26 protein-coding genes are annotated in these 24,763 nt (G+C 45.6%); all 26 read left to right on the top strand.

The features are described from left to right. Positions 1 to 3: 3 nt before the first annotated feature. The 26 genes from wecB to MKY19_RS28300 all read left to right on the top strand — a co-directional run bounded on the left by wecB (position 4) and on the right by MKY19_RS28300 (position 24,711). Positions 4 to 1,164, top strand: coding sequence for a UDP-N-acetylglucosamine 2-epimerase (non-hydrolyzing) (wecB, locus tag MKY19_RS28425; RefSeq protein ID WP_042192480.1), 1,161 nt, complete (start codon positions 4 to 6; stop codon positions 1,162 to 1,164). 177 nt (positions 1,165 to 1,341) lie between these two features. Further along, positions 1,342 to 1,575: an AtpZ/AtpI family protein gene (locus tag MKY19_RS28420; RefSeq protein WP_042192476.1), complete on the top strand. Its 234-nt coding sequence runs from the start codon at positions 1,342 to 1,344 to the stop codon at positions 1,573 to 1,575. Then, positions 1,568 to 1,945 (top strand): ATP synthase subunit I, encoded by a 378-nt coding sequence (locus tag MKY19_RS28415; protein ID WP_076285650.1) that lies wholly within the window; start codon positions 1,568 to 1,570, stop codon positions 1,943 to 1,945. The genes MKY19_RS28420 and MKY19_RS28415 overlap by 8 nt, the downstream gene beginning before the upstream one ends. 29 nt (positions 1,946 to 1,974) lie before the next feature. Continuing rightward, on the top strand, positions 1,975 to 2,742 hold the full coding sequence (gene atpB / locus MKY19_RS28410; RefSeq protein WP_042192471.1) for a F0F1 ATP synthase subunit A: 768 nt from the start codon (positions 1,975 to 1,977) through the stop codon (positions 2,740 to 2,742). Positions 2,743 to 2,846: 104 nt separating this feature from the next. Beyond that, positions 2,847 to 3,062: a F0F1 ATP synthase subunit C gene (atpE, locus tag MKY19_RS28405; protein WP_060625974.1), complete on the top strand. Its 216-nt coding sequence runs from the start codon at positions 2,847 to 2,849 to the stop codon at positions 3,060 to 3,062. Between the two features lie 97 nt (positions 3,063 to 3,159). After that, on the top strand, positions 3,160 to 3,648 hold the full coding sequence (gene atpF, locus MKY19_RS28400) for a F0F1 ATP synthase subunit B (RefSeq protein WP_060625973.1): 489 nt from the start codon (positions 3,160 to 3,162) through the stop codon (positions 3,646 to 3,648). After that, entirely contained in the window at positions 3,645 to 4,196 is a 552-nt protein-coding gene (locus MKY19_RS28395; protein ID WP_042192468.1) for a F0F1 ATP synthase subunit delta, read from the top strand. The genes atpF and MKY19_RS28395 overlap by 4 nt, the downstream gene beginning before the upstream one ends. Before the next feature lie 11 nt (positions 4,197 to 4,207). Next, the gene (gene atpA / locus MKY19_RS28390; protein WP_339799189.1) at positions 4,208 to 5,719 is read left to right on the top strand and encodes a F0F1 ATP synthase subunit alpha; all 1,512 of its coding nucleotides are present in this window, start codon (positions 4,208 to 4,210) and stop codon (positions 5,717 to 5,719) included. A gap of 153 nt (positions 5,720 to 5,872) precedes the next feature. Continuing rightward, the gene (gene atpG / locus MKY19_RS28385; protein ID WP_042131368.1) at positions 5,873 to 6,742 is read left to right on the top strand and encodes an ATP synthase F1 subunit gamma; all 870 of its coding nucleotides are present in this window, start codon (positions 5,873 to 5,875) and stop codon (positions 6,740 to 6,742) included. Positions 6,743 to 7,003: 261 nt separating this feature from the next. Next, positions 7,004 to 8,404, top strand: coding sequence for a F0F1 ATP synthase subunit beta (gene atpD / locus MKY19_RS28380; protein ID WP_042192466.1), 1,401 nt, complete (start codon positions 7,004 to 7,006; stop codon positions 8,402 to 8,404). Positions 8,405 to 8,507: 103 nt separating this feature from the next. Beyond that, complete coding sequence (locus tag MKY19_RS28375) at positions 8,508 to 8,924, top strand: F0F1 ATP synthase subunit epsilon (RefSeq protein WP_042131365.1); 417 nt, start codon at positions 8,508 to 8,510, stop codon at positions 8,922 to 8,924. Between the two features lie 196 nt (positions 8,925 to 9,120). Beyond that, positions 9,121 to 9,378, top strand: a complete 258-nt coding sequence (locus MKY19_RS28370) for a DUF1146 family protein (protein WP_076285651.1) — start codon at positions 9,121 to 9,123, stop codon at positions 9,376 to 9,378. A gap of 201 nt (positions 9,379 to 9,579) precedes the next feature. Then, a complete protein-coding gene (gene murA / locus MKY19_RS28365) occupies positions 9,580 to 10,956 on the top strand; it encodes a UDP-N-acetylglucosamine 1-carboxyvinyltransferase (protein ID WP_042192464.1) in 1,377 nt (458 codons plus the stop codon). A gap of 335 nt (positions 10,957 to 11,291) precedes the next feature. Then, positions 11,292 to 12,443 (top strand): stage II sporulation protein D, encoded by a 1,152-nt coding sequence (gene spoIID, locus MKY19_RS28360; RefSeq protein ID WP_339799182.1) that lies wholly within the window; start codon positions 11,292 to 11,294, stop codon positions 12,441 to 12,443. Positions 12,444 to 12,504: 61 nt separating this feature from the next. Continuing rightward, positions 12,505 to 13,239 carry a M23 family metallopeptidase gene (locus tag MKY19_RS28355; protein WP_339799179.1) on the top strand — a complete coding sequence of 245 codons (735 nt, stop codon included), beginning with the start codon at positions 12,505 to 12,507 and terminating at the stop codon, positions 13,237 to 13,239. 271 nt (positions 13,240 to 13,510) lie between these two features. Next, positions 13,511 to 13,798 carry a sporulation transcriptional regulator SpoIIID gene (spoIIID, locus tag MKY19_RS28350; RefSeq protein ID WP_019915029.1) on the top strand — a complete coding sequence of 96 codons (288 nt, stop codon included), beginning with the start codon at positions 13,511 to 13,513 and terminating at the stop codon, positions 13,796 to 13,798. A 129-nt stretch (positions 13,799 to 13,927) separates the two neighbouring features. Next, positions 13,928 to 14,926: a rod shape-determining protein gene (locus MKY19_RS28345; protein WP_042192456.1), complete on the top strand. Its 999-nt coding sequence runs from the start codon at positions 13,928 to 13,930 to the stop codon at positions 14,924 to 14,926. Between the two features lie 47 nt (positions 14,927 to 14,973). Beyond that, positions 14,974 to 15,852: a flagellar hook-basal body protein gene (locus tag MKY19_RS28340; protein WP_149645345.1), complete on the top strand. Its 879-nt coding sequence runs from the start codon at positions 14,974 to 14,976 to the stop codon at positions 15,850 to 15,852. A 52-nt stretch (positions 15,853 to 15,904) separates the two neighbouring features. Next, positions 15,905 to 16,726: a flagellar hook-basal body protein gene (locus tag MKY19_RS28335; RefSeq protein WP_076285654.1), complete on the top strand. Its 822-nt coding sequence runs from the start codon at positions 15,905 to 15,907 to the stop codon at positions 16,724 to 16,726. Positions 16,727 to 16,736: 10 nt separating this feature from the next. Then, entirely contained in the window at positions 16,737 to 16,973 is a 237-nt protein-coding gene (locus tag MKY19_RS28330; protein WP_042192450.1) for a DNA-directed RNA polymerase subunit beta, read from the top strand. Between the two features lie 257 nt (positions 16,974 to 17,230). Then, positions 17,231 to 17,653, top strand: coding sequence for a 3-hydroxyacyl-ACP dehydratase FabZ (fabZ, locus tag MKY19_RS28325; protein WP_042192447.1), 423 nt, complete (start codon positions 17,231 to 17,233; stop codon positions 17,651 to 17,653). Positions 17,654 to 17,700: 47 nt separating this feature from the next. Continuing rightward, positions 17,701 to 19,422: a phospho-sugar mutase gene (locus tag MKY19_RS28320; protein ID WP_339799174.1), complete on the top strand. Its 1,722-nt coding sequence runs from the start codon at positions 17,701 to 17,703 to the stop codon at positions 19,420 to 19,422. Positions 19,423 to 19,556: 134 nt separating this feature from the next. After that, a complete protein-coding gene (locus MKY19_RS28315) occupies positions 19,557 to 21,593 on the top strand; it encodes a DUF5693 family protein (protein ID WP_339799171.1) in 2,037 nt (678 codons plus the stop codon). Continuing rightward, the gene (gene csaB, locus MKY19_RS28310; protein WP_339804544.1) at positions 21,569 to 22,705 is read left to right on the top strand and encodes a polysaccharide pyruvyl transferase CsaB; all 1,137 of its coding nucleotides are present in this window, start codon (positions 21,569 to 21,571) and stop codon (positions 22,703 to 22,705) included. The genes MKY19_RS28315 and csaB overlap by 25 nt, the downstream gene beginning before the upstream one ends. Positions 22,706 to 22,711: 6 nt before the next feature. Next, complete coding sequence (locus tag MKY19_RS28305; RefSeq protein WP_042192439.1) at positions 22,712 to 23,467, top strand: WecB/TagA/CpsF family glycosyltransferase; 756 nt, start codon at positions 22,712 to 22,714, stop codon at positions 23,465 to 23,467. Positions 23,468 to 23,583: 116 nt separating this feature from the next. Further along, positions 23,584 to 24,711 carry an MraY family glycosyltransferase gene (locus tag MKY19_RS28300; protein WP_339799167.1) on the top strand — a complete coding sequence of 376 codons (1,128 nt, stop codon included), beginning with the start codon at positions 23,584 to 23,586 and terminating at the stop codon, positions 24,709 to 24,711. Positions 24,712 to 24,763 lie beyond the last annotated feature (52 nt).

Below are 24,763 nucleotides of genomic sequence, written 5' to 3'. Positions count from 1 at the left end.
GTTATGTCCAAAATTAAAGTGATGACTATTTTCGGAGTGCGCCCCGAGGCGATCAAGATGGCTCCTCTAGTTCTTGAACTGAAGAAGCATCCTGAGCACATCGAGTCAATTGTATGTGTAACAGCACAGCACAGGGAGTTGCTCGATCAAGTGTTGGAAGTGTTCAATATTACTCCTGATTACGATCTGGATGTGATGAAGGACCGTCAGACGCTTAATGAGATTACTATTCGAGTGCTCGAAGGCCTGGAACCTGTACTCAGAGAGGTTAAACCTGATCTCGTATTGGTGCACGGGGACACATTAACGACGTTCCTTGCAAGCTATGCCTCTTTCCTGCAGCAAATTCAGGTTGGGCACGTAGAAGCAGGACTTCGGACATGGAACAAATTGTCTCCGTATCCTGAAGAAATGAACCGTCAGCTTACAGGCGTATTAGCAGACCTGCATTTCGCTCCAACGGATTGGTCAGCTAGTAATCTGAGACATGAGAACAAAAAAGAATCAAGTATTTATATCACAGGCAACACTGTAACCGATGTGTTTCAATATACCGTACAGCCTGATTACCGGCATCCTGTTTTGGATTTTGCTTCAGGAAAAAAACTTATTTTGATGACTGCTCACCGTAGAGAATCTCAAGGTGAACCGCATCGGAATATCTTCCGAGCTGTCAAAAGAATCGCTGATGAATTCGAAGATGTAGCCATTGTTTATCCTGTGCATCCGAGTCCTGCCGTTAAGGAACCTGCACATGAAATTTTGGGTGGACATCCAAGAATTAAGCTGATTGATCCGCTGGATGTCGTGGATTTGCATAATTTTTATCCGCATACCCACTTGATATTGACCGATTCTGGCGGTTTACAAGAGGAAGCTCCTTCATACGGAGTACCAGTACTTGTGCTTCGTGATACGACGGAGCGTCCTGAAGGGATAGACGCTGGAACGCTAGAACTTGTGGGCACGGACGAGGAGAAGGTGTATGCACGGACACATGCTCTTTTGACTGATAATGAGCTCTATCAGTCGATGAGTCGGGCCGCCAACCCGTACGGAGATGGCAAAGCCTCCCAACGAATTGTCAATGCGATTTTGCACCATTTTGGTGTAAATAAGGAGCGTCCTGAAGAGTTTCACAGAATGTTCACAAAAAATAAATAATTTCATTTAAAGTAATATCTGATCTGATTAAAATCAACATACAGTGAAACTGTACGGTTTATATGGTTTTGGAACATTTTGCTGTGATTATTTTCATGTTTTCAAGGGTTTTTGGGCAATGTTCAATGAATTGACAAAGACTCCAGAAATTCAGTAAAATTAGTTGGGATTGTAGCCATGAAAGAACAAAATAGCAGGGACAGCTTGTTACAGACCGCGCTTATCATTGGAAGTGCAGGCACTATACTCGCCGCTTACATTGTTATTGGTTTTTTTGCGGCAAGGTGGCTGAAAGACTTGATGGAGGGACCTAAATATTGGCTCGCTATTGGCACTATAACCGGAATGATTCTGGGAATTGTGAACGTCGTCCTGTTAATTAAAAAATTTTTGGGGGAGCAGAATGGATAATATGACTCCCATGATCAATACCGTCACTAGAGTTACGCTCGTCCTTATGGCAGGACTCTTAATGGGCTGGGCGCTTCATCATGAGACCAGGGATTTTACACTGGGCATGACTCTGGGTCTGGTGGCGGGATTGGTAAACTTTCGTTATCTGGCCGTCAAGGTTCGACGGGTAACGCAGTCGATTGCGAGCAACGAAGGGAATGCCTTCAGCCTCGGTTTTGTTACACGGATTAGCTTCGCAATTTTGGTCACCATGTTCGCGGTCAAGATTGAGCATTTCTCCCTGGTAGCAACTATTTCAGGCGTATTCATTCCTCAGCTTCTCGCCATTCCTGCGGGGATATATCTGAGTGTGAAGAACAAACTTTAACCAGATTAAAGAGAAAGGGGGATGATACTATGCATGAGATGCCGAAAATCTTTGTCGGGGGAATACCGATAGATATATCAGCCGTATTGATGCTTCTGATCAGTTGTACAGTAGTATTTGTACTGGTGATGCTGTCGGTTCGTAAGCTTTCGGTTGAGAATCCATCTAAGCTTCAGAATTTTATGGAATGGGTTGTAGAATTTGTAGAGGGTGTCATAAGCAGTGCCATGGACCTGAAGAAAGGAAAACCTTACATATCTTTGGGGCTAACGTTGATTCTGTTTATCTTTGTTTCCAACCTTCTTGGATTGCCCTTCTCAGTTGTAACTGAAGCACATGGACCTGTAACCGTGTTTGGCCATGTGATTGAAGCAACCAGGAACTTGGCGCATGGTGATCATGTTGAGATCTTATGGTACAAGTCGCCGACTGCTGACATTAATATCACTGCAGGATTGGCAATTATTGTGTTTATACTGATGAACTTCCTGGGCATTAAGCTCAATGGCAAGCATTATTTCAAACACTATATTGAGCCGTTTCCAATCTTTTTGCCACTGAACATTATCGAGAACTTGGCAAAACCAGTAGCTCTGGCAATTCGTCTATTTGCTAACATCTTTGCCGGAGAAGTACTGATTACAGTCATTTTGAAACTGGGGATTCTCAGTATTCCTTTCCTGGCTGTATGGCAAGGCTTCAGTATTTTCGTCGGGGCACTACAGGCGTTTATCTTTACGATACTGACGATGGTTTATATCGCACAGATGACGATTCACGAAGAAGAAGCACATTAATGAACTGCTGCGAAGGGAACGGTTATCGTCTGATTTTCTTTCGCGGGAGATATCTTATATCATTAAACATAATATGAACCAAAATTAAAGGAGGATATTTACAAATGGAATATTTAGCAGCAGCAATAGCGGTTGGTTTGGGTGCACTTGGTGCAGGTCTTGGTAATGGTATGATCGTTAGTAGAACAGTTGAGTCCATCGCTCGTCAACCAGAAGCTCGTAATGCGCTTCAAACAACAATGTTTATCGGTGTAGGTATCGTCGAAGTTATTCCGTTGGCAGCAACAGTTATCGCATTCCTAATCATGTTTTCATCTTAATAAACCGTATTTACGGTTTGGCGGGGACGGCCGATGCCATCCGCGCCTTACTTTTGTATACGTCCGCATGACGCGGTAATGGAAGGGAGTGACCTCAGTGGAAATTGTTTGGACAAACATCTTATTTTCAATTGTAGCCTTTGGGATTCTATATTTCTTGCTCAGTAAGTATGCGTTCAGCAAACTGTTCGCAGTTATGGAGAAACGCCGTGAGCTGGTAATGCAGCAAATGGATGAAGCTGCGAAGACTAGAGAGCAAGCGGTCGCGTATGTGGAAGAGCAGAAGCAGGCGCTGAACAGTGCACGCCAGGAAGCTCAACAGATTATTCAACAATCGCAAATTACTAGTAATCAACAGGTAGAACAAGCTTTGGCGCAAGCTAAAGTTGAAGCTGCACGCGTCAAAGAAGAGGCCGTGCGCGATATCGAGAACGAGAAGAATAAAGCAGTGGAAGAGTTGCGCAGCGAAATTGGAACGGCATCTGTTCGTATTGCTTCTAAACTTCTTAAGAAAGAAGTTAGTGCTAGCAGTGAGCAGGAGCAGCTTGTGAACCAATACCTCAATGAGGTAGGAGGCCGATCATGAGCCGCGATACGGTAGTTGCCAAGCGCTACGCTAAAGCATTGTACAGTGCAGCGGTAGAGAAGGGGATTACCCTTGAAGTAGAAGAACAGCTCAAGGCAGTGGTCGAAGTTTTACATTTAGACCAAGAGGTACAGCGTTTTATTCTTGCACCACGTATCTCGGAGTCCGACAAGCTGAAAGTGCTGCGCACAGCACTTCAAGATAAGCTCTCTCCTATTGTAATGAACATTGTAGAACTGTTAGTAGAGCGAGGCAGAACCGATATTTTTGCCGAACTGCTGGATACGTATATCAAGATTGAAGGAGACGCTCTTGGCATTGGTGATGCTAAGGTATACTCCGTTTATTCTTTAAGTGAAGAAGAACAAGCGGCTGTAGCTGCAGAATTCGGCCAGCTAGTAAACCGTAAAATTCGGGTTACGAATGTGGTCGATCCAAGCCTGCTGGGAGGACTGAAGGTTTATATCGGCGATACGCTGTATGACGGAAGTCTTTCTAGTAAATTGGAACGTCTCGAGAAATCCTTTAATGATAAGCATAGAAGATAGGGGTGAGGATATTGGGCATCAGACCTGAAGAGATCAGCACTTTGATCAAAAGTCAAATTGAGCAATATAAAGCCGATATCGAAGTTGCCGAAGTGGGCACCGTCATTCAAGTCGGAGACGGTATCGCTCGTGTCTACGGTCTGGAAAACGCAATGGCAGGCGAGTTGCTAGAGTTCTCCAACGGTGTAGTGGGCATGGCGCTCAATCTGGAAGAAAGCAACGTCGGTGTTGTAATTCTGGGTGAGTACAAGGAAATTCGTGAAGGCGATCAAGTAAAACGTACTGGACAAATCATGCAAGTTCCAGTTGGAGAGGCCCTTCTGGGTCGTGTTGTTAACGCACTCGGTATGCCGCTTGACGGTAAAGGCCCAATTCAAACGACGGAGTTCCGTCCGGTTGAGAATAATGCTCCTGGTGTTATCGACCGTAAATCGGTTCATGAGCCAATGCAAACTGGTCTTAAAGCGATTGATGCGATGGTACCAATTGGTCGTGGACAACGCGAACTTATCATTGGTGACCGTCAAACAGGTAAGACTGCAATCGCAATCGATGCGATTATCAACCAAAAAGGCAACGGAATGAAATGTATTTATGTTGCCATTGGACAAAAACAATCCACAGTAGCACAGGTTGTAGAAACTCTCCGCCGTCATGGCGCGTTGGAATATACAATCGTTGTAACTGCTTCGGCTTCAGAGCCATCCCCACTGTTGTATATTGCTCCATACGCAGGTTGCGCAATGGGCGAGTACTTTATGTACAAGGGCGAACACGTATTGATCATTTATGATGACCTTTCAAAACAAGCTTCGGCTTATCGCGAATTGTCCTTGCTGCTTCGTCGTCCACCGGGTCGTGAAGCGTTCCCTGGTGACGTGTTCTACTTGCACTCCCGTCTTTTGGAACGTGCGGCTAAGCTTAGTGATGAGCTTGGTGGTGGTTCATTAACCGCGCTTCCGTTCATCGAAACACAAGCATCTGACGTATCGGCTTACATTCCTACGAACGTAATCTCGATTACAGATGGTCAAATCTTCCTTGAATCCGATCTGTTCTACTCTGGTCAACGTCCGGCGATCAACGTCGGTATCTCCGTTTCCCGTGTAGGGGGCTCCGCTCAGATTAAAGCGATGAAGAAGGTAGCTGGCTCGCTCCGTTTGGATCTTGCTCAATATCGTGAACTTCAAGCTTTCTCACAGTTCGGCTCAGATCTTGATAAATCCACGCTTGCTCGTCTGAATCGCGGAGCACGTATGATGGAAGTTCTGAAACAAGGTGTAAATCAGCCGTTGTCTGTTGAACATCAAGTGCTTAGCTTGTACACAGCTGTAAAAGGATACTTGGATGATATTCCTGTTAAAGACGTAAAACGTTTTGAAAAGGAATTCCTTGCTTACATGGACAGCAGTGCTGCTGAAGTTGCTCAATCCATCAGAGATACCAAGGATTTGACAGCAGATAACGAAGCCGCTCTTAAAGCAGCGATTGATAAATTTAAAAGAGGCTTTGCTTCTAGCTAATATAGATCGTACCTAAACGATTCTTACTAAGTGAGCTTTGGCTATGCCGAAGCTCAGGCTATTACTTATAAAGTTGGCTTTGAATTCGTCAAAGCTAAGAAGATGCTTACGAAGTTAGCTTTAACTCCGTTAAAGCTTTAAGGTGGTGAAATCATGGCAAGAAGCATGCGTGATATTAAACGTCAAATTAAGAGTGTTCAAAACACAAGACAGATCACAAAAGCGATGGAAATGGTAGCCGCCTCCAAGCTGAGAAAAGCCCAGGAGAAGGCAATTGCCGCCCGTCCTTATGCTGAGAAGCTGAAAGAGGTTGTATCGAGCATTGCTGCCGGTACAGAAGGCGTTCAGCATCCCATGCTGGTCAGTCGCCCTGTGAAAAAAACTGGTTATCTTATCGTGACCTCTGATAGAGGGCTTGCGGGAGGATACAACGCTAATATTTTACGTAAGGTGACGATGCTCATCGCGGAACGACATAAATCCAAAGATGAGTACGCCTTGTTCGTTATCGGTCGTAAAGGCCGTGACTTCTTACGCCGCCGTGAATATCCGATTGTACAGGAAGTTACTGAGCTATCGGATGCGCCGAAATTTGCTGACATTAAGTCTATTGCTAATTCGGCAGTACAACAGTTTGTAGATGGTACGTATGATGAGTTGTACGTTTGCTACAACCAATTCGTCAATGCGATTACCCAGATCCCAACCGTTGATCGACTGTTGCCTATGGAAGGCGTAGGAAATCATGAGCATCATGAAGCGACTGCAAATTACGAATATGAACCTTCACCAGAAGGCGTACTCGAAGTACTACTTCCGAAATACGCCGAAACTTTGATTTATAGCGCAATTCTGGATGGCAAGGCCAGTGAGCTGGGTGCGAAAATGACAGCGATGGGCAGTGCAACAAAGAACGCGTCGAAAATGATCGGAGAACTTACCCTTACGTACAACCGTGCCCGTCAGGCGGCAATTACGCAGGAAATTACCGAGATCGTGGCCGGAGCGAACGCTCAGTCTTAAAAATACAAGAACAGTTAAGCAACGTGCTTGACTTGCCTTGTATTTTACGAGAAACAGTGCCGCATGGAGCGATACATAGTATCGCCCGCTTCTGGAGTATGGCTCCTTAAGAACGGCACTGCAGTTCTTCTTAAAATATAAGAAAGTATAGGTTTTACACTATACAAAATGCTTATATTTCTACGAGAAACGGTTGTCATCTTTATAAGACGACAGCGTCGTTTCTTCTTGATGTAACAGCTTTCGAGGAGGGAAATGAAGATGAACAAAGGACGCGTTGTAAGCATTATGGGTCCGGTTGTCGATATTGAATTTGAACGCGGCCAATTGCCCGAGATATTCAACGCTATCAAAATTGAAACCGTCTTGGACAATGGTCGCCAGATTAACCTAACACTTGAGGTTTCCAATCACTTGGGAGACAATTTGGTACGTTGTATCGCGATGTCTTCTACAGATGGTCTGGTTCGCGGACTGGATGCGATTGACCAAGGTGGTCCTATTTCGGTTCCTGTAGGGGAAGCGACATTAGGCCGGGTATTTAACGTACTTGGAAATCCAATTGATAACGCTGGTGAAGTTGTTGCTGAAATAAAGAACCCGATTCACCGTTTGGCTCCGACATTTGATGAATTGTCGACACAAGCCGAAATTTTGGAAACGGGTATTAAAGTTATCGACTTGCTTGCACCTTACGCTAAAGGCGGTAAAGTTGGTCTGTTCGGCGGTGCCGGTGTAGGTAAAACAGTAACGATTCAAGAATTGATTAATAACATTGCCCAAGAACACGGCGGTATTTCCGTATTCGCGGGTGTGGGTGAACGTACTCGTGAAGGTAATGACCTTTATCACGAAATGACGGACTCCGGCGTTATTAAGAAAACAGCAATGGTGTTCGGACAAATGAATGAGCCCCCAGGCGCGCGTCTGCGCGTAGCTTTGACCGGTCTTACTATGGCGGAATATTTCCGTGATGTAGAAGGTCGCGATACGCTGCTCTTTATCGATAATATATTCCGCTTTACCCAAGCGGGTTCCGAAGTATCCGCTCTTCTCGGACGTATGCCGTCCGCGGTAGGTTACCAACCAACCCTGGCTACTGAAATGGGTCAGTTGCAAGAGCGTATCACTTCTACCAAAAAAGGCTCCGTTACTTCCATTCAAGCAATCTACGTACCAGCGGATGACTACACTGACCCTGCTCCGGCAACTGCGTTTGCTCACTTGGATGCAACAACTAACCTTGAGCGTAAGATTTCCGAGAAGGGGATTTTTCCAGCGGTTGATCCACTGGCTTCCAGCTCGCGTCTGCTAGCTCCGGAAATTGTTGGTGAAGAGCATTACAATGTGGCACAAGGTGTTAAACAATTGCTGCAACGTTATACCGAACTTCAAGACATCATTGCCATCTTGGGTATGGATGAATTGAGTGAGGATGATAAGGTTATCGTAGCTCGTGCTCGTAAAGTTGAGCGGTTCCTGTCACAGCCTTTCCACGTAGCTGAACAGTTTACCGGCTTCAAGGGTAAATACGTGCCAATCAAAGAAACTGTACGTAGCTTTAAGGAAATCCTGGATGGTAAGCATGATGATCTTCCAGAAGCAGCGTTCCTTTTTGTGGGTACAATCGAAGAAGCGGTTGAAAAAGCGAAATCGATGTAACACTGAGCTTAGTGAATGCTTTCGAAGCGGGCTTTACTTCGTAAAGCTAAGTGTATGCTTTCGATGAGAGCTTTACTTCGTAAAGCTTTAAGGAGGAATGGAAGTGAATACCTTTTTGTTGGAAATTGTCACGCCGGAGCATCTCGTCTATTCTAAACAAGTGAATAGCTTGACAGTACGGGGAGTCGAAGGCGAGTTGGGTATTTTGCCGGGACACATTCCGCTTGTGACTCCACTTCAGGTTGCTCCGTTATCCGTCAAATCGGACGGTGTTACGATCTCCATCGCCGTTCATGGCGGTTTCGTTGAAGTGCATAAGGACAAAGTAACAGTGCTGGCCGAAAGTGCTGAGCTGCCAACGGATATTGATGTTGAACGCGCCGAGGCTGCTAGAGAACGCGCTCAGCGCCGTCTCCAGACTCGTAGCAAACAAGATGATATCGATCACCGCCGTGCGGAGTTGGCGCTGCAACGCGCTGTTACACGGATTAAAGTGTCCACTGGTAAAGGACAACAGTAGGATATAAGCGGTCAAGCTCTAAGCTTGACTGCTTTTTTTGTTATAGTAATCTATCTAGTAAAGGTTAAGATTTCTTCATTTTTTTGGATATTGGCATTGAATTGTTTAAAAATTTGTAAAAGTACTGGATTCTTTTGCCCTGCGCAAGTATGATATAAGAGTCGATTTCCGAGTAATACGAACACGGAGGGTTAGCATGGGGGATATATTGTCCAATGGATGGTCTAGTGCCGCTGGAACCAGCAGCATGATCTCAATGATTGTTTCTTTGCTCAGTGTTGTATTATCTTGGTGGGCATTGCAGAACCTTAAGCTGGATTTGGTCATAAGATATCCCAAGAGTCCTCAAGGAAGGCTGCTGCACTTGCTTCTGGCTATTGTACTAGGTCGTTTTGTTGCAGGATTCTTTCTGGATTACCTTAGCTGGAGTGGGATGATCCGCTATATGTTTTAGGAATATGTAGTTTGGTTATAAGTGTCATAGGTCGCAATGGTCAAAAAGTGTCGAATAATAAGGTTTTATTATGTCAACACTGAACTTTAAGGAACATGCCCGGCTGAATGGGCGTATTGATGGAGTATGCGAATTTTTTTGCAATTACTTTTAATCTAAAAAAATAATTTAAGAAATAATGGACGCGGAGGGAAACCGAAAATGAGCAAATTTATCGTCCGCGGTGGCAACAGATTGACCGGGAGCGTGAAAGTTAGCGGCGCAAAAAATTCCGTATTACCGATCATAGCCGCCTCTCTATTGGCAGAAGAAGGAGTAAGCGTCATTGTGGACGCACCTCCGCTTGATGATGTAATGACGATTTCAAAAATGTTGGAATCTCTGGGTGCAGGGGTTACATATCAAAACGATATTATCCAGGTGGATGCTACAAACATCACTTCCTGTGAAGCACCTTATGAATGGGTACGGAAAATGCGGGCATCTTTTTTAGTCATGGGTCCTCTGTTATCACGGCTTGGTCATACAAGAATTTCTTTGCCTGGTGGCTGCGCCATTGGCACACGACCGATTGATCAGCATTTGAAAGGATTTGAAGCGCTTGGTGCGGAGATTAGTCTCGGCCAGGGCTACATTGAAGCGAAAAGTAACGGTCGGCTGCGCGGAGCCAAAGTGTATTTGGATGTAGCTAGCGTGGGTGCGACCGAAAATATAATGATGGCAGCGGCACTCGCCGAAGGCGTGACCGTGATTGAGAATGCGGCTAAGGAGCCTGAAATTGTCGACCTGGCCAATTATTTGAATGGTATGGGCGGAATCGTTCGCGGTGCGGGTACAGGTGTTATCCGTATTGAAGGCGTAGAACGTCTGCATGGTGTTAAACATCATGTGATTCCTGACCGTATTGAAGCCGGTACCTATATGGCTGCCGCAGCAATCACAGGTGGGGACGTATATGTGGAAGGCGCAATCGCTGATCACTTGGGACCTGTTATTGCTAAGATGGAAGAGATGGGTGTGACCATTATTCCTGATGAGAATGGGGTTCGTGTAATTAGTGACAAACCTCTTAAAGCTGTTGATTTGAAGACTTTGCCGTATCCAGGCTTTCCAACGGATATGCAGTCACAAATGATGGCATTATTGCTGCGCTCTGAAGGAACTAGTGTCGTTACAGAAACTGTATTCGAGAACCGGTTCATGCATGTGGATGAATTCCACAACATGAATGCTGAGATTAAGATCGAAGGTCGCTCAGCAATCGTTACAGGTAATGCGCAATTGGTCGGAGCCAAGGTTTGTGCTACGGATTTACGTGCGGGAGCTGCGCTTATTTTGGCAGGTCTTGTTGCTGAAGGCACTACTGAGGTAAGCGGAACTCATCATATCGACCGTGGATATGTACATTTGGCTGAGAAGCTGTCTGGACTAGGTGCGGAAATATGGCGTATCTCCATGGAAGACACAGCCGCGCAAACGGTGAAGGACGAAACTCTTAAACCAGAAGTAGCCAAGAGCGAATCAAGCAAAAGCGATGAGGTTAAACCTCGCTTTCAGGTTCAAGCAACTTGGGTATAATATCAGTCATTAAGTGAGAACAGGCTGCAGTGATGCGGCCTGTTCTTTTTTTAAATATAAGAGTTTATATGTTCTACGCTATAAAATATCCTTATATTTCTCGCATAAACGCTTACCGTCCTTATAGGGACAGCGAAGGCGTTTTTGCTTGTATTATTAGAAAGTAAATCTGAATCCTCATCTAATGAGGATTTTTTTTCGTTTGTGATTTTTTAACGCGGGGCATAGTGATAGATACGAGAAAGCTAGTCTCTTTCTCTCAAATATTGTTCTAGTAGTTGCTGTAAATTCATATCTATAAGAATCAACAGTGACTCACGGAAGGAGCCATAGAGATGAAAGATTTCCGCTACTTGCGACGTAATAAGTCAACGCGCTGGCACTCGCGTCCCCTTGCTCCCCGGCTCAGGCGCCTCGGTCCCGCCGCCTGGCTCGCAGCGCCTATCCTGGCGGCGCTGCTGATTCCACTGGCGGTTGTCCCGCTGCACCGGGGACAACCGGCGCCTCCGGCCTTGCCGACGGTAACGGCCTCACCAGCCGCACCAGCGGGGCCGGAGGCGGCTGCGCAGGAAGCGCCGCAGCCGAAGGTCTCCGTCTATTTGTCGCGTAGCGGACAAATAGAGACGTTGCCGCTGGAGGAATACGTTAGCGGCGTGCTTGCGGCCGAGATGCCGGCAAGCTTTGAGCTTGAAGCGCTCAAAGCGCAGGCCGTAGCGGCCCGAACCTTTATCCTTCGCCGCCTGCTGGCTGGCGACAGAAGCGGCGTCCCCGTTCCGGGGGCGGATGTAACAGATACGGTAAGCCATCAGGCTTACGTATCTAAGGATACGCTGGAACGGAAGTGGAAGCTCGGCGGAAGAAGCGCCGACCTTGCAAAGCTTCAGCGCGCGGTCCTTGAGACGCGCGGTGTCATTATGACCTATAAAGGGCAGCCGATTACGGCCTCCTTTTTCGCCTCCAGTGGAGGATATACCGAGAACTCGGAAGAATACTGGAATGCAGCGATTCCCTATCTGCGCAGTGTTACTAGTCCTTGGGAGAAAGAGATTACCCCAAACTATGCGGTGACATCTACATTCACCATCTCGGAAATACTTACTAGACTCGGGCTAAACGACAGAGTAATTCCTGCTTCAAAAAATACTACCCAATCAGGCATGACAAAAAATATCTCTACTTCCTCTGAATTGCCGGTAGAAGTGTTGTCTCTCACCACCGGACATCGGGTTAAGGAAATCTCTATTGGAGGTACTATTTTTACTGGAAGAGAAGTGCGAGAGAAGCTAGGGTTACGTTCCAGCCAATTCAGTTGGGGGAGAAAAGGGAATAAAATCTATATAACTACCTTCGGAAATGGGCATGGTGTGGGAATGAGTCAGTGGGGAGCTAATGGGATGGCGAAGGAAGGCGGAACGGCTACTCAAATTCTCAAACACTATTACAGTGGTATCTCTTTTACGCAAATCTCAACTCTTCTGAAAAAATAACTTGAAAGATACGTATAAAAGATAGAAGCCCGGTAACACTGGTTACTGAGGTGATAACCATATGAATGAACAAGACAAAAACAAAACAAACCATGATGAATCTCTCAAAAAATCGCAGGGAGATTTAGGTGCTAAACCTTCTTCATGGAGCAAGATGTTATCTAAACGTTGGGTGTTCCCAGCAGTCTACACGGCGGCAGCGGCAATTATACTAACTTTGGTGTGGGTCTATCAGGATGCCGGCCAAAAACCGCTGGACACCGCCGCCACATCACAGCAAGTAGGAGCTTCGACTAACGAAGCTGGCACTGCAAACAGTAATCCAGATGCCCTTGAAGTTCTTGCTTCAGCGGAAAGCTTGGTTTGGCCAGTAGCCAATCCAGGTGAAGTAGAAGTGGTCAAACCGTATTATGATGAGAATGGTACAGAGGACAATCACGTTGCCGCAATGGTGCAGTATAACGACAAATTTATTCCTAATGTCGGTATCGATCTTGCCCGTGAAGACAACAATACGTTCGACGTCAAAGCAGCGCTTAGCGGTGAAGTTACTAGAGTGGACGATGTTGCAGTGTTAGGTAAGGTCATTGAGATTACCCATCAAGGTAATATGAAGACCGTCTACCAAAGTCTTGGCGAAACGAAAGTTAAACAAGGCGATGTTGTGAAGCAAGGAGATACGCTTGCAACCGCAGGTCGCAGTGAAATCGAGAAGGACCTTGGCAATCATGTACACTTTGAAGTGTATAAGGACGGCAAAGTAGTTAATCCATCTGAGTTACTGCCAGGTCGATAAGAATATTTACTGCAGGGGGCTAATGCCCCCTGTTTTTTTGTGAAAAAGGCTCTTCGTAAGCAGCATGCTTATAAAGAGCCTTATTTTTCTATGAGAAACGGTTATTGTCTTTGATGAACCAACGACGTTTCGTCTTGCTAATAACAAGGCTTCTTGGGTTGTCCATTAAATAAAATGAGCCTTCACAGGCTTGTCATGTCTTGAAAGCGCGAATATATAAGCCCGCCCCTCATATAATGTACCAAACTATCCACAGTTGGGAGGCGGGAGCGTGCACGATTACATCAAGGAACGTACGATCAAAATCGGACGCTGCATCGTGGAAACCAGGCATACGGTCCGGACCATAGCCAAGGAATTTGGCGTTTCAAAAAGCACGGTGCACAAAGACTTGACGGAGCGTCTGCCAGAGATCAACCCTGATCTGGCCGATCAGGTGAAGCACATTCTTGAATATCACAAATCCATCCGACATCTTCGGGGGGGAGAAGCCACAAAAATTAAATATAAAAAAACGACGGGGAAAAAACGTGAGGTTGCTGTAGCATCAAAGCCATAAGATTTTCGGAAATTTAAGGAAATATTCAGCTTTAAAACATTGTGTAGTTCCCCTAAAGTATGTTATTTTTAAATTTAGTACTAACTGCTGTTTTTTCAATTAAAATAACACTTTGGGGGCTCTTTCATTATGTTTAGCAAGGATATCGGAATCGACCTCGGCACGGCCAATGTGCTCATACATGTTAAGGGAAGGGGAGTCGTTCTGGATGAACCTTCCGTGGTCACACTTGAAAGTGATACGAAGAGAGTCCTTGCGGTGGGAGAACAGGCACGTCGCATGGTTGGACGTACACCCGGAAATATAACAACTATCCGTCCTTTACGGGATGGTGTCATTGCAGATTTTGAAGTTACGGAAATGATGCTGAAGTATTTTATCGACCGTGTTGGCGGTCGCACCTGGTATTCACGGCCTCGCATTCTGATATGCGCCCCTACAAATATTACATCTGTGGAACAAAAGTCCATTCGGGAAGCGGCAGAACGTAGCGGGGCTAAGGAAGTATTTATGGAAGAAGAGCCAAAGGCCGCTGCGATTGGAGCGGGAATGGATATTTATCAGCCAAGTGGAAACATGGTCGTCGATATCGGTGGCGGAACGACGGATGTAGCCGTACTTTCTATGGGCGACGTCGTTACCGCTTCTTCGATTAAAGTCGCTGGAGACAAGTTCGATGAGGCCATTTTAAGATATATTAAACAAAAGTATAAATTGTTGATCGGTGAACGGACAGCAGAGGATATTAAGGTTACTATTGGTACGGTTCGACCTGGTTTGATGAAGTCCGAAATGGATATTCGTGGCCGGGACATGGTAAGCGGACTTCCCCAAACGCTCACTATTACGGCGGCTGAGGTAAAGGAAGCATTATGGGATCCGGTTTCTTCCATTGTGGCTGCAGCTAAATCGGTACTGGAGCGTACACCACCAGAATTGTCTGCGGACATCATTGACCGGGGTGTGGTTCTTACTGGTGGAGGTGCTTTGCTTAACGGATTGGACGAGCTACTCTCAGAAGAATTACATGTACCTGTTTGGGTAGCGGAAGACCCTATGCACTGTGTGGTAAAAGGAACAGGAATTATGCTGGACAATTTGGACAAGGTCGTTAAGAAAAAGTTCTAAGCAGCCGATATAAAAGGTAGCATTAGATTCGGAAGGAGACTACCTTCATGATAAGAGGTTTATATACGGCCGCTGCAGGTATGGTTGCGCAGCAACGTAGACACGATACGGCAACACAGAACATCGCTAACTTAAATACTACGGGATATAAGCAGGTTGACAGTGTTAATCATGCTTTTCCGGATGTCTTGATCTCTGCTATGATTAATGGCAATACCACGCCGGTGGGGCGCCTTAACACGGGAGTTTTTGCAGAACAGTCAATATCCCAATATTTACAGGGTGATTTAAGGGAGAGCGGCAAGTCTATGGATTTTGCTTTATCTACAGATTTGCAAGTCGCCGACCCTGTGACGGGTCAAAATATAGCCTTTGATGGTTCAGGGAAATATGTAAGTCCTGAGGGTGAGGTTATTTACCGTCCACAGGCTTTCTTTACCGTTCAGGATGCTGAGGGCAATAACTTATTTACCCGAAATGGAAGCTTCACAGTAAATGCGGCTACGGGAGAAGTGTTGAGCAGTGGAGGCTTCAAGGTTCTGGATTCCACTGGCAAGCCACTTGTCTTGACAGGAAATCAGGACACCCTTAAAGTGGACGGGCAGGGTAATGTACTAAATCCAGTAACAGGACTTCCGACAGGGACCAAGATTGGTGTGAGTGTAGTTACAAAGCCGCAGGAGCTTGTGCGTGATGGTAAAGGTGTGTTTCACGCTGATGATATAGCGGCGGCGGACATTCGTTACTCCAATGCAACTGATAACTTACAGGTGCGTCAAGGGTATTTAGAGGGCTCCAATGTTGACCCTACTCAGGTTACTGTTGATTTGAATGCCGCATACCGGGCATATGAAGCGAACCAAAAGATCGTCCAATACTATGATAGCAGCTTGCAGAAGGCTGTAACTGAAGTCGGCAGGGTATAAGTGCTGCTTATGAAATGGGTTTTACAGGTACAGCTTATAGGAGGTTTGATCTATGAATAACTCAACGATTAGTGCAGCAGTCTCCATGTCGAGCCTTCAGCAGCGGCTTGATATTATAGCGGATAATCTAGCCAATATGGATACAAATGGTTATAAGAGCAAGAAAGGTTCCTTTGAGGATGTGCTGACTCGTGTGCAGCAGCAATCGGATGACTATGATCAGCCGGGCCGCGCTACACCTCTAGGCTTTAATATCGGTTTTGGGACTTATGTGCCTTCGATTACGACTAATTGGGAAGAAGGCCCCCTTAAAGAAACAGGTAATCCAACCGACTTGGCGCTTCAGGGTAATGGGCTGTTTGGAGTTCAGGTCAATGGAACTACAGCTTATACAAGACAAGGTGACTTTCACTTTACGCCTGACACCACCGATGCAACGAAAATGGTCCTTGTAGATAATACGGGGAATCCGGTACTGAATACAGCAGGTAATCCTTTAACGGTCCCTGTGGGCGTGAATGCAGCTATCGATGAATCCGGTCGTGTATTAACGAAACAGTCAGAGAATGGACCTGTTCGGGTAGCAGGTACTATAATGATTGTAGAACCTAAGACACAGAATGCTTTAAAGGCAGTGGACGGGAATTTCTATATGCTTGCCGATGGAGTTACAGCACAGCAGGCTTTTGTACAAAGAGCGGCAGGTGAGGCGTCTGGAATTGGAGTACGCTCAGGGTGGCTGGAGCAGTCAAATGTCGATATGACCACAGAAATGACAGAAATGATGCAGATTCAACGTACGTATCAACTCGCAGCTCGGGCGCTTTCTTCCAGTGATCAGATGCTAGGTCTGGCCAATAACATGCGCGGGTAGAGGTGAAGGAATGGAACGTCAGAAAAAGGTGAAGTCGGAAGACAAACCAGAAGACAAGAAAGAGCCGAAGCGGCGAGGATTATCAAAATGGACACTCATCCAGTGGATTCTTATTCCTTTGCTTCTCATAGCTGCACTTGGAGGCGGACTGGTTGTCGGTTACGTTGTCCTTGGCAAAAAAGAGTTTAGCGATGTTCTACAATGGAGCACATGGAAACATGTCTATGATTTGGTTTTTGCTCCATAATTTAAGATGATAACGACTCCCTTCTTGCTTAAGGGAGTTTTCTTTTTTATACGGATAAATGTATAATGGTGGGGGGCCTCGGGCAGCAAAAAGGGCCCTCTCCGCCATGCTATCGCATCCGGTGGAGAAAGCCCCTTATCTCAACCTCCACTTCTGCAGGTGGTGAAGGATATATATAGTTTTTACCGAAGCTGCCTAAATTTATGCAGTTCGGCGAAGAATAAATGAAGTAACATCCGAAAGGAGTTTTGTTAATAATGCTGGATATCAACCAAATTCAAGAAATCATCCCCCATCGGCCTCCATTTCTGCTGGTGGACAAGATCACTGAGATTGAAATGGGTAAACGAGCTGTTGGCATTAAAAATGTAACGATCAATGAACCTTTCTTCGCAGGTCATTTTCCAGGTTATCCGGTAATGCCGGGCGTACTGATTACAGAAGCTCTTGCACAAGTTGGTGCGGTTGCTATTCTAGGGGTAGAAGCGAATCGCGGTCGGATTGGCTTTTTAGCCGGGCTCGATGGATTCCGTTTCCGTGGGCAAGTCGTACCCGGAGATACGCTCACTCTTGAAGTGGAGATTACTCGCCTTAAGGGCAGTATTGGAAAAGGACAAGCTACTGCGTCGGTTGAGGGGAAAGTTGTTGCCTCTGGGGAAATTATGTTTGCGCTCAGCTAATATTAATTAGCGAATATATATTATACATGGAGAAGGAGAGATTCTAAATGACTCAATTAAGCCCAAAAGCGGCAGAAACCTTATCTCGCTGGCTGGAGAACGCATCTGTTGATGAGTCTACGAAGGCGGAGCTGCGCGCTCTGGAGAACGAGCCACAGGAGCTCGAGGAACGATTTTATAGAGATCTAGAATTCGGTACAGGTGGTCTACGCGGTGTAATTGGTGCAGGTAGTAATCGTATCAATCGTTATACGGTAGGTAGAGCTACACAAGGTTTCGCTAAATATATTCTGGAGACGCATACTGGAGAGGGAAGACCTTCTGTTGTTATCGCTCATGACTCCCGTCGTTTCTCGCCTGAATTCACACTTGAGGCTGCTCTTGTATTGGCTGCTAATGGCATTGAGGCTCATTTATTCACTTCTCTGCGTTCAACACCCCAATTGTCGTTCAGCGTGCGCCATTTGAAGGCAACGGGCGGTATTGTTATTACTGCAAGTCATAATCCCCCTGAATATAACGGGTATAAGGTTTATAATTCTGAAGGTGGACAGCTTGTCCCTGACGAAGCCGAAAAGGTCATTTCTTACATATTAGGGGTTGACACTTTTGATGGTGTGAAGCGGATTTCCCAAGAAGAAGCGGAGCGTCAAGGTCTGCTGCACTGGCTTGGTGAGAAGGATGACGAAGCGTTTACCGATACTGTCGCTGTGGTTAGTCTTGCAAGTGAAGAGATCGCCTCTACGCTTGGAAAAGACTTCAAAATCGTATACACCCCGCTACATGGTACTGGTAACCTGCCAGTCCGCCATGTGCTTGAGAAAATAGGTTTCACACAGGTGCATGTTGTACCTGAGCAAGAACAACCAGATTCCGAATTTTCCACTGTAAAATCACCGAACCCAGAAGAACGCGAAGCCTTTACACTGGCTATGAAGCTGGGCGAAGAGTTGAATGCAGACCTCTTAATTGGCACGGATCCCGATGCAGACCGTATGGGGGCAGTGGTTCGCGATAATGAAGGTAAATTTGTTGTTTTGTCGGGCAATCAATCTGGAGCTTTGATGATTCATTATTATTTGAGCCGTTTACAGGAACAAGGTAAGTTGCCTAGCAATGGTGCAGTTGTGAAGACTATCGTGACGAGCGAGATGGGGGCTGCTGTAGCCTCTCATTATGGTGCAACTGTATTTAATACGCTAACGGGATTCAAATATATTGGGGAAAAAATGACTCAATTCGAACAATCCGGAGATTACACATATCTTTTCGGTTATGAAGAAAGCTATGGTTATCTTGCAGGTAACTATGCTCGTGATAAGGACGCCGTTCTTGCGGCTATGTTGATCGCTGAAGCAGGTGCTTATTACAAAGCTCAAGGCAAAACATTATATGATGTTCTTCAGGAATTGTATGAGCAGTTCGGATACTTCTTGGAAAGCCTGGAGTCCCGTACACTGAAGGGTAAGGATGGCGTTGCGCAAATTCAAGGTATCATGAATGATTGGCGTACGAATGCTCCACAAGAAATTGCGGGATCTGCCGTTACAGAGGTGCTGGATTATTCGCTAGGCTTGAATGGTCTGCCGAAGGAAAATGTACTAAAGTATTTGCTGGCTGACGGTTCATGGTTCTGCCTGCGTCCTTCAGGTACCGAGCCAAAGATTAAAGTTTATTTTGCGGTTGTGGGTGAATCCTTGCAGAATGCTAAGGATAAGGTAGCTACACTATCCAAGCAGGTTATGGCTCGTGTTGACGGGGAACAATAAAATAAGAATATAGATCGCGCTCTATATTGTGAAATTATATTTTTTACGTAGAAACGGGTACCGTCTCTAAAAGGATGACGATCCGTTTCTACTTTTGTAAAAAGAGTTTTGAAGTGAAAGAGGAGGTACTTTTGGTGCAGCAAAAATGGCAACGTTGGAATATTTCTTCCCGAAAGTGGCTGTGGATCATAGTTGTGGTTGGCGTTTTAGCTGCCTTGCCAGTTGTCTATGACCGTCTGCAGACGGAGAAGTCTTCCAAGACAGTGGAATTTGTATTTGATTACCGTGATTTAGTTGAAGTAGCAAGCTATCGTGCAAATCCGCAGGATTATATTTCCGAACAGTTAGATCGTCTAAAAGATGCTGGTGTTCAGAGTATGGCGATTTACGAAAGCACGCTGGAAGATTATCGGAAGGCGCGTCGTCTAATGATGTGGGGTGCGGCTGATATCGCTAATCTTACGGATACAATCATTCCGGTGAATGAGAACTATACTTATGTTCTTTTTACTAATCCTGATTACTACCAGGCCCTGGCGCCTGTCATTAAAGAGGCATTCGGTAATCTTGGGATTACTTCGAAGGAATGGAGTTTCCGCGGACAACAAGGTCTTATTATTGAGACTCCAATAGAAGATGCTACACTGAAGCCACTTCAGCCGGATCCATTTACACTGGAGATGCTGCATGACAAAGGGTTCACCATTGTACCGCGTCTTGTGGATTCTTTGACTTATAATAACGCGACAGTTAAGAAGCTGTTAGATCGTTATGAAGAATTGGGTGTAAAACGAATCCTATTCGAGGGAGAGTCCGTTAAAGGGTTTAATGATGATGCCGATACGGCTAGTATCACTGATATTGCAAATCTCCTTAAGGAACGTGGAATCGGAATTGCAGCAATTGAAAATATTAAGAAGCAGCAGAAGGGCTTTAACAAGCTTGCTTATTTGCTGGATTATAACGTAACACGGTTATACTCCCTTAGCGAAGGGGACTCTGCCTTAGATCCAAAAGTGATTTCAGATCGTTTCGCGCTGGCAACAAAGGATCGCAATATCCGCATGATTTATTTAAATACAATTCCTTCGCGAAATACAGCTAAGGCACAGATTACAGATACGCTAGACAACCTTGTCACGAGTCTAAGTGATCCTGGTGGTGCCGTTGAGCAGATCAAAGACAATGGGTTTAAGTTAGGACAAGCTACGGCTTTTGAAGTTGTAGATTCGTCTTATCAGCGTTACTTCAAGCTAGTTGCGGTAGTTGGCGCAGTCTCATTAGTAGCGCTGCTGATTTCTTACTTTATTCCATGGCTTACGATCCCAGCATGGGTGCTAGGATTACTGGGAAGTGCAGGCCTGCTGGTCTTGAAACCAGAGCTATTTGAGCAGGCACTGGCGCTAGCGGCTGCGATAAGTGCACCAACCCTGGCGGTTGTACTTGCCATTCGTAAGGTCAATGAAATGGGACCTCCGCTACGGAGCAATACCCTTACCTATAAGGCTATGAGCCCGAAACGTCGGTTTACGCATAGTCTGGTGCTTTATTTGAAGACTTCATTAATTTCTTTGAGCGCTGTGCCATTCGTAATCGCACTGCTCAACAACATAACCTACAGTCTCGTGCTGGACCAGTTCCGTGGTGTTAGTCTGCTCCATATGGCGCCTATCGGCCTTGTAGCACTTTATGTACTCCTCTATCGTGGAGAGTTTGTCTTTAACAAGACAGGTAAGCTGCTGCGTACACCAATCACATTAGCTATGGTTCTTGCCGCTATGGTTCTTGGGGTCGTAGGTATGTATTATTTAAGCCGTACTGGAAATGGTGGTAACGTAACACCTCTAGAAATGGCCTTCCGTACATTCCTAGAGAATACGGTTGGTGTCCGGCCGCGTAATAAAGAGTTTTTGCTCGCACATCCGTTATTAATTCTTGGTGCATTCCTGGCCTTTAGATATCGGAATGCAGCATTTATCATGATCATTGCCGTAATTGGTCAGCTCTCCATGGTGGATACCTTTGCACATATTCATTCACCTGTTCTGATCTCGCTGGTTCGTGGATTGCTCGGTCTTGGACTCGGACTGATCATTGGTGTAATTGCCGTAATCGTATGGCAGATTGCAGAAGGGTGTTGGAAACGATGGTCGCCACTCCTAAAAAGATAGTTATCTCTGGTTACTATGGTTTCCGTAACAGTGGAGATGAGGCGGTGTTGCAGTCCATTCTAATTGCACTGCAGAAACAGTCTCAAGCTTTGGGTATATCCATTGAGCCTATAGTGCTGTCCATTGATCCTGAGTGGACGAGCGCCACATACGGAGTGAAATCCGTGCACCGGATGAAGCTTGTTGAAGTCCGTCAAGCGATTTATGAGAGCGCTGGTCTGATCAGCGGTGGGGGGAGCTTGCTGCAGGATGTAACAGGTAGCAAGACTATTCCTTACTATTTAGGTATTATCAAACTTGCGCAGTGGATGGGTAGACCAACCTTTATCTATGCTCAAGGCATTGGGCCAGTGAATCGTAAACTTTTTCACCCTTTAATCAAATCCGTGTTTCGTAAATGTACCTATATATCTGTGCGGGATGAACAATCCCGCGAGCTTCTTCTATCTATGGGGCTAGAACAGAAGAACGTAGAAGTTGTTCCCGATCCGGTAATGGGCTTGTCTTTGCCAGAGGACACGGATGTTGCTACACAATCTTCAGAATTATCTAATTCACTTCCGGTGATTGGGATATCGGTACGTTTTTGGGAGCAAGACCGCAGAGAACTGGAGGCTCTTGTACAAGGCTTGATTAAGGTCAACCGGGAGGTTCCATTACATTTGCGATTTCTCCCTTTTCACACCCCTTCGGACAATGAGGCTTCACGTTATGTGATGGATAAGCTGAAGGGAAGTATAACCGAGCACGGTGGACAGGTCAGTATTTGTGAGGATGCTATTCACCCGCAGCAGATGCTAAGGGAAGTGGGACAATGCGATGTTCTGATTGGTATGCGACTTCATAGCTTGATCTACGCGGCTGGAAGACGTGTTCCACTGATTGGTATTTCTTATGATCCGAAGATCGATCATTTTCTGGACAGAATCCAGTGCCATCCTGTTGGAGCAACGAACACACTTGATGCTGAACATGTTGCTGCCGAGATTGTTCATCTTTTGAACACAGGACAGGAATGGAGAGCGGCACGGGAAGATGTCATTTCCAAGTTGATTCAAGAAGCAGAGGCACCAGCTCGGCAAATCGTAGAATATTTTCACCATAAAGGATGATCTAAAGTGAAAGCAGAAAGCGCGGTACCTACAGTTCCTATTTTTGGAATTAGAGTCTCGAAAGTTGATATGGCAGCAACAGTTGCCTATTTGACGGAGGCTGTTCATACCCGTATCCCGCATCAAGTGATTACAGCTAATCCCATTATGGTTATGGCTGCACTGGAAGATCCAGCTTATATGGATATTATGAAATCGGCTGAATTGGTTGTCCCGGATGGGACAGGCGTTGTATGGGCTGCTAATTATTGTAATGAGCCGGTATCAGAACGGGTAGCAGGTTATGATCTGTTACATGAATTGATGCGGCAGGGTGAAAGATATAGTTGGAAGGTATATCTCCTAGGTTCTACACCTGAAGTGATTCGGGAAACCGCTGAAAGGTTACAATTGCAATATCCGGGTGTTATCATTGCAGGATATCACGACGGTTATTTTGGTCCGGATGCAGATGAAGAAATTGTTGCTGGAATTGTTAAGGCTAATCCTGACTTATTATTTGTTGCCAGAGGTGCGGATAGTCAGGAACCTTGGATTGCTAAATATAAGTCCAAACTGGGCGTTCCGATCATGATGGGGGTCGGCGGCAGCTTTGACGTGATCTCTGGGAAGAGCAAAAGAGCGCCAATAGCCTTCCAAAAAATGAGAATAGAATGGCTGTACCGTCTCCTAAAAGAACCTACACGGTACAAACGAATGCTTGCACTGCCGAAATTCGCATTAAAAGTGGTGCGTGAGAAAGATAAAGTAACAAAAGTCTAGCAAAATGCCGATATTCACCTAGAAAATGAGATAAATAGCCTAAATAAAGGATTGGAATTTGTTTTTGTAACAGCGTATAATTCAATGCGGTAGAGAAATGGGGGTCGACTGATCAAATGTTAATCATATACATCGCTGGATTTATCGTATGCATGGGACTCGCACTTGGCCTCACACCTTTGGTTAAGAAATTCGCCATTAAGATTGGTGCAACAGATGTGCCGAATGCTCGTAAAGTGCACACGAAAATTATGCCCCGCCTTGGCGGATTAGCTATTTTTCTAGCGTTTGTGTTAGGCCTGCTTGCCGTATTGCCGATTATTCCATACGAGTTCACTCCGCGGGAGGTCAACTTCATCAAAGCGCTGCTATGTGGTGGCGGACTGATTGTACTTATCGGGGCACTCGATGACCGATTCGAATTATCAGCAAAAGTGAAGCTACTGGGCCAAATTATCGCAGCCTGTATCGTTGTTTTCGGCTTTGGTATTACTGTAGATTTTGTGAATATTCCATTTAACAATACGTATTCCTCACTGGAGAGCTGGATTGCTATCCCGCTTACGATTTTCTGGATTGTCGGTGTTACCAATGCCGTTAATCTGATCGACGGGCTGGACGGGCTTGCGGCTGGTGTATCAGGAATTGCAATTGCTACGATTGCGGCAATGGCTTTCGTGATGGGAAACACCATGGTGGCAATGCTATGTTTGTTGCTTCTGGGTAGCATCATCGGATTCCTGTTCTTTAACTTCCATCCTGCTAAGATTTTCATGGGTGATACGGGTTCGCTGTTCTTAGGCTTTTGCTTAGCATTACTTGCTTTGCTAGGATTTAAACAGATTGCAGTGGTTTCGTTTATTACACCTTTGCTTATTATCGGTGTACCATTGTCGGACACGTTCTTTGCGATCGTGCGCCGTAAGCTGCAAAAGAAACCAATCTTCGCACCAGATAAAGGTCACTTGCATCACTGTCTACGCGAGCTTGGCTTTAGCCATCGCCAGACTGTACTCATTATTTATGGTATTGCTGCATTTTTCGGTATTTTAGCGGTCATTCAATCATCAGCAGCTCTATATGAAGCCAACTGGGTTACGTTCGTGGTTATCTGTATCATGCTATTCTTCCTGCAAATCGGTGCTGAAATCACTGGTTTGATCGGTAAGACTAAACGGCCGCTGATTGATTTCTTTTTAAGAATGCGTATGAAGGTGAGTCAGGAACGCGGATCTAAACTGTAAGCTGCACTTTATAATAATTATAGAAACAACAAGATCTCATTATGTAAAAAGC

The sequence above is a fragment of the Paenibacillus sp. FSL R5-0744 genome (assembly GCF_037972555.1).
Lineage (GTDB): Bacteria > Bacillota > Bacilli > Paenibacillales > Paenibacillaceae > Paenibacillus_AQ.
This window is presented reverse-complemented; position numbering and strand designations above follow the sequence as displayed.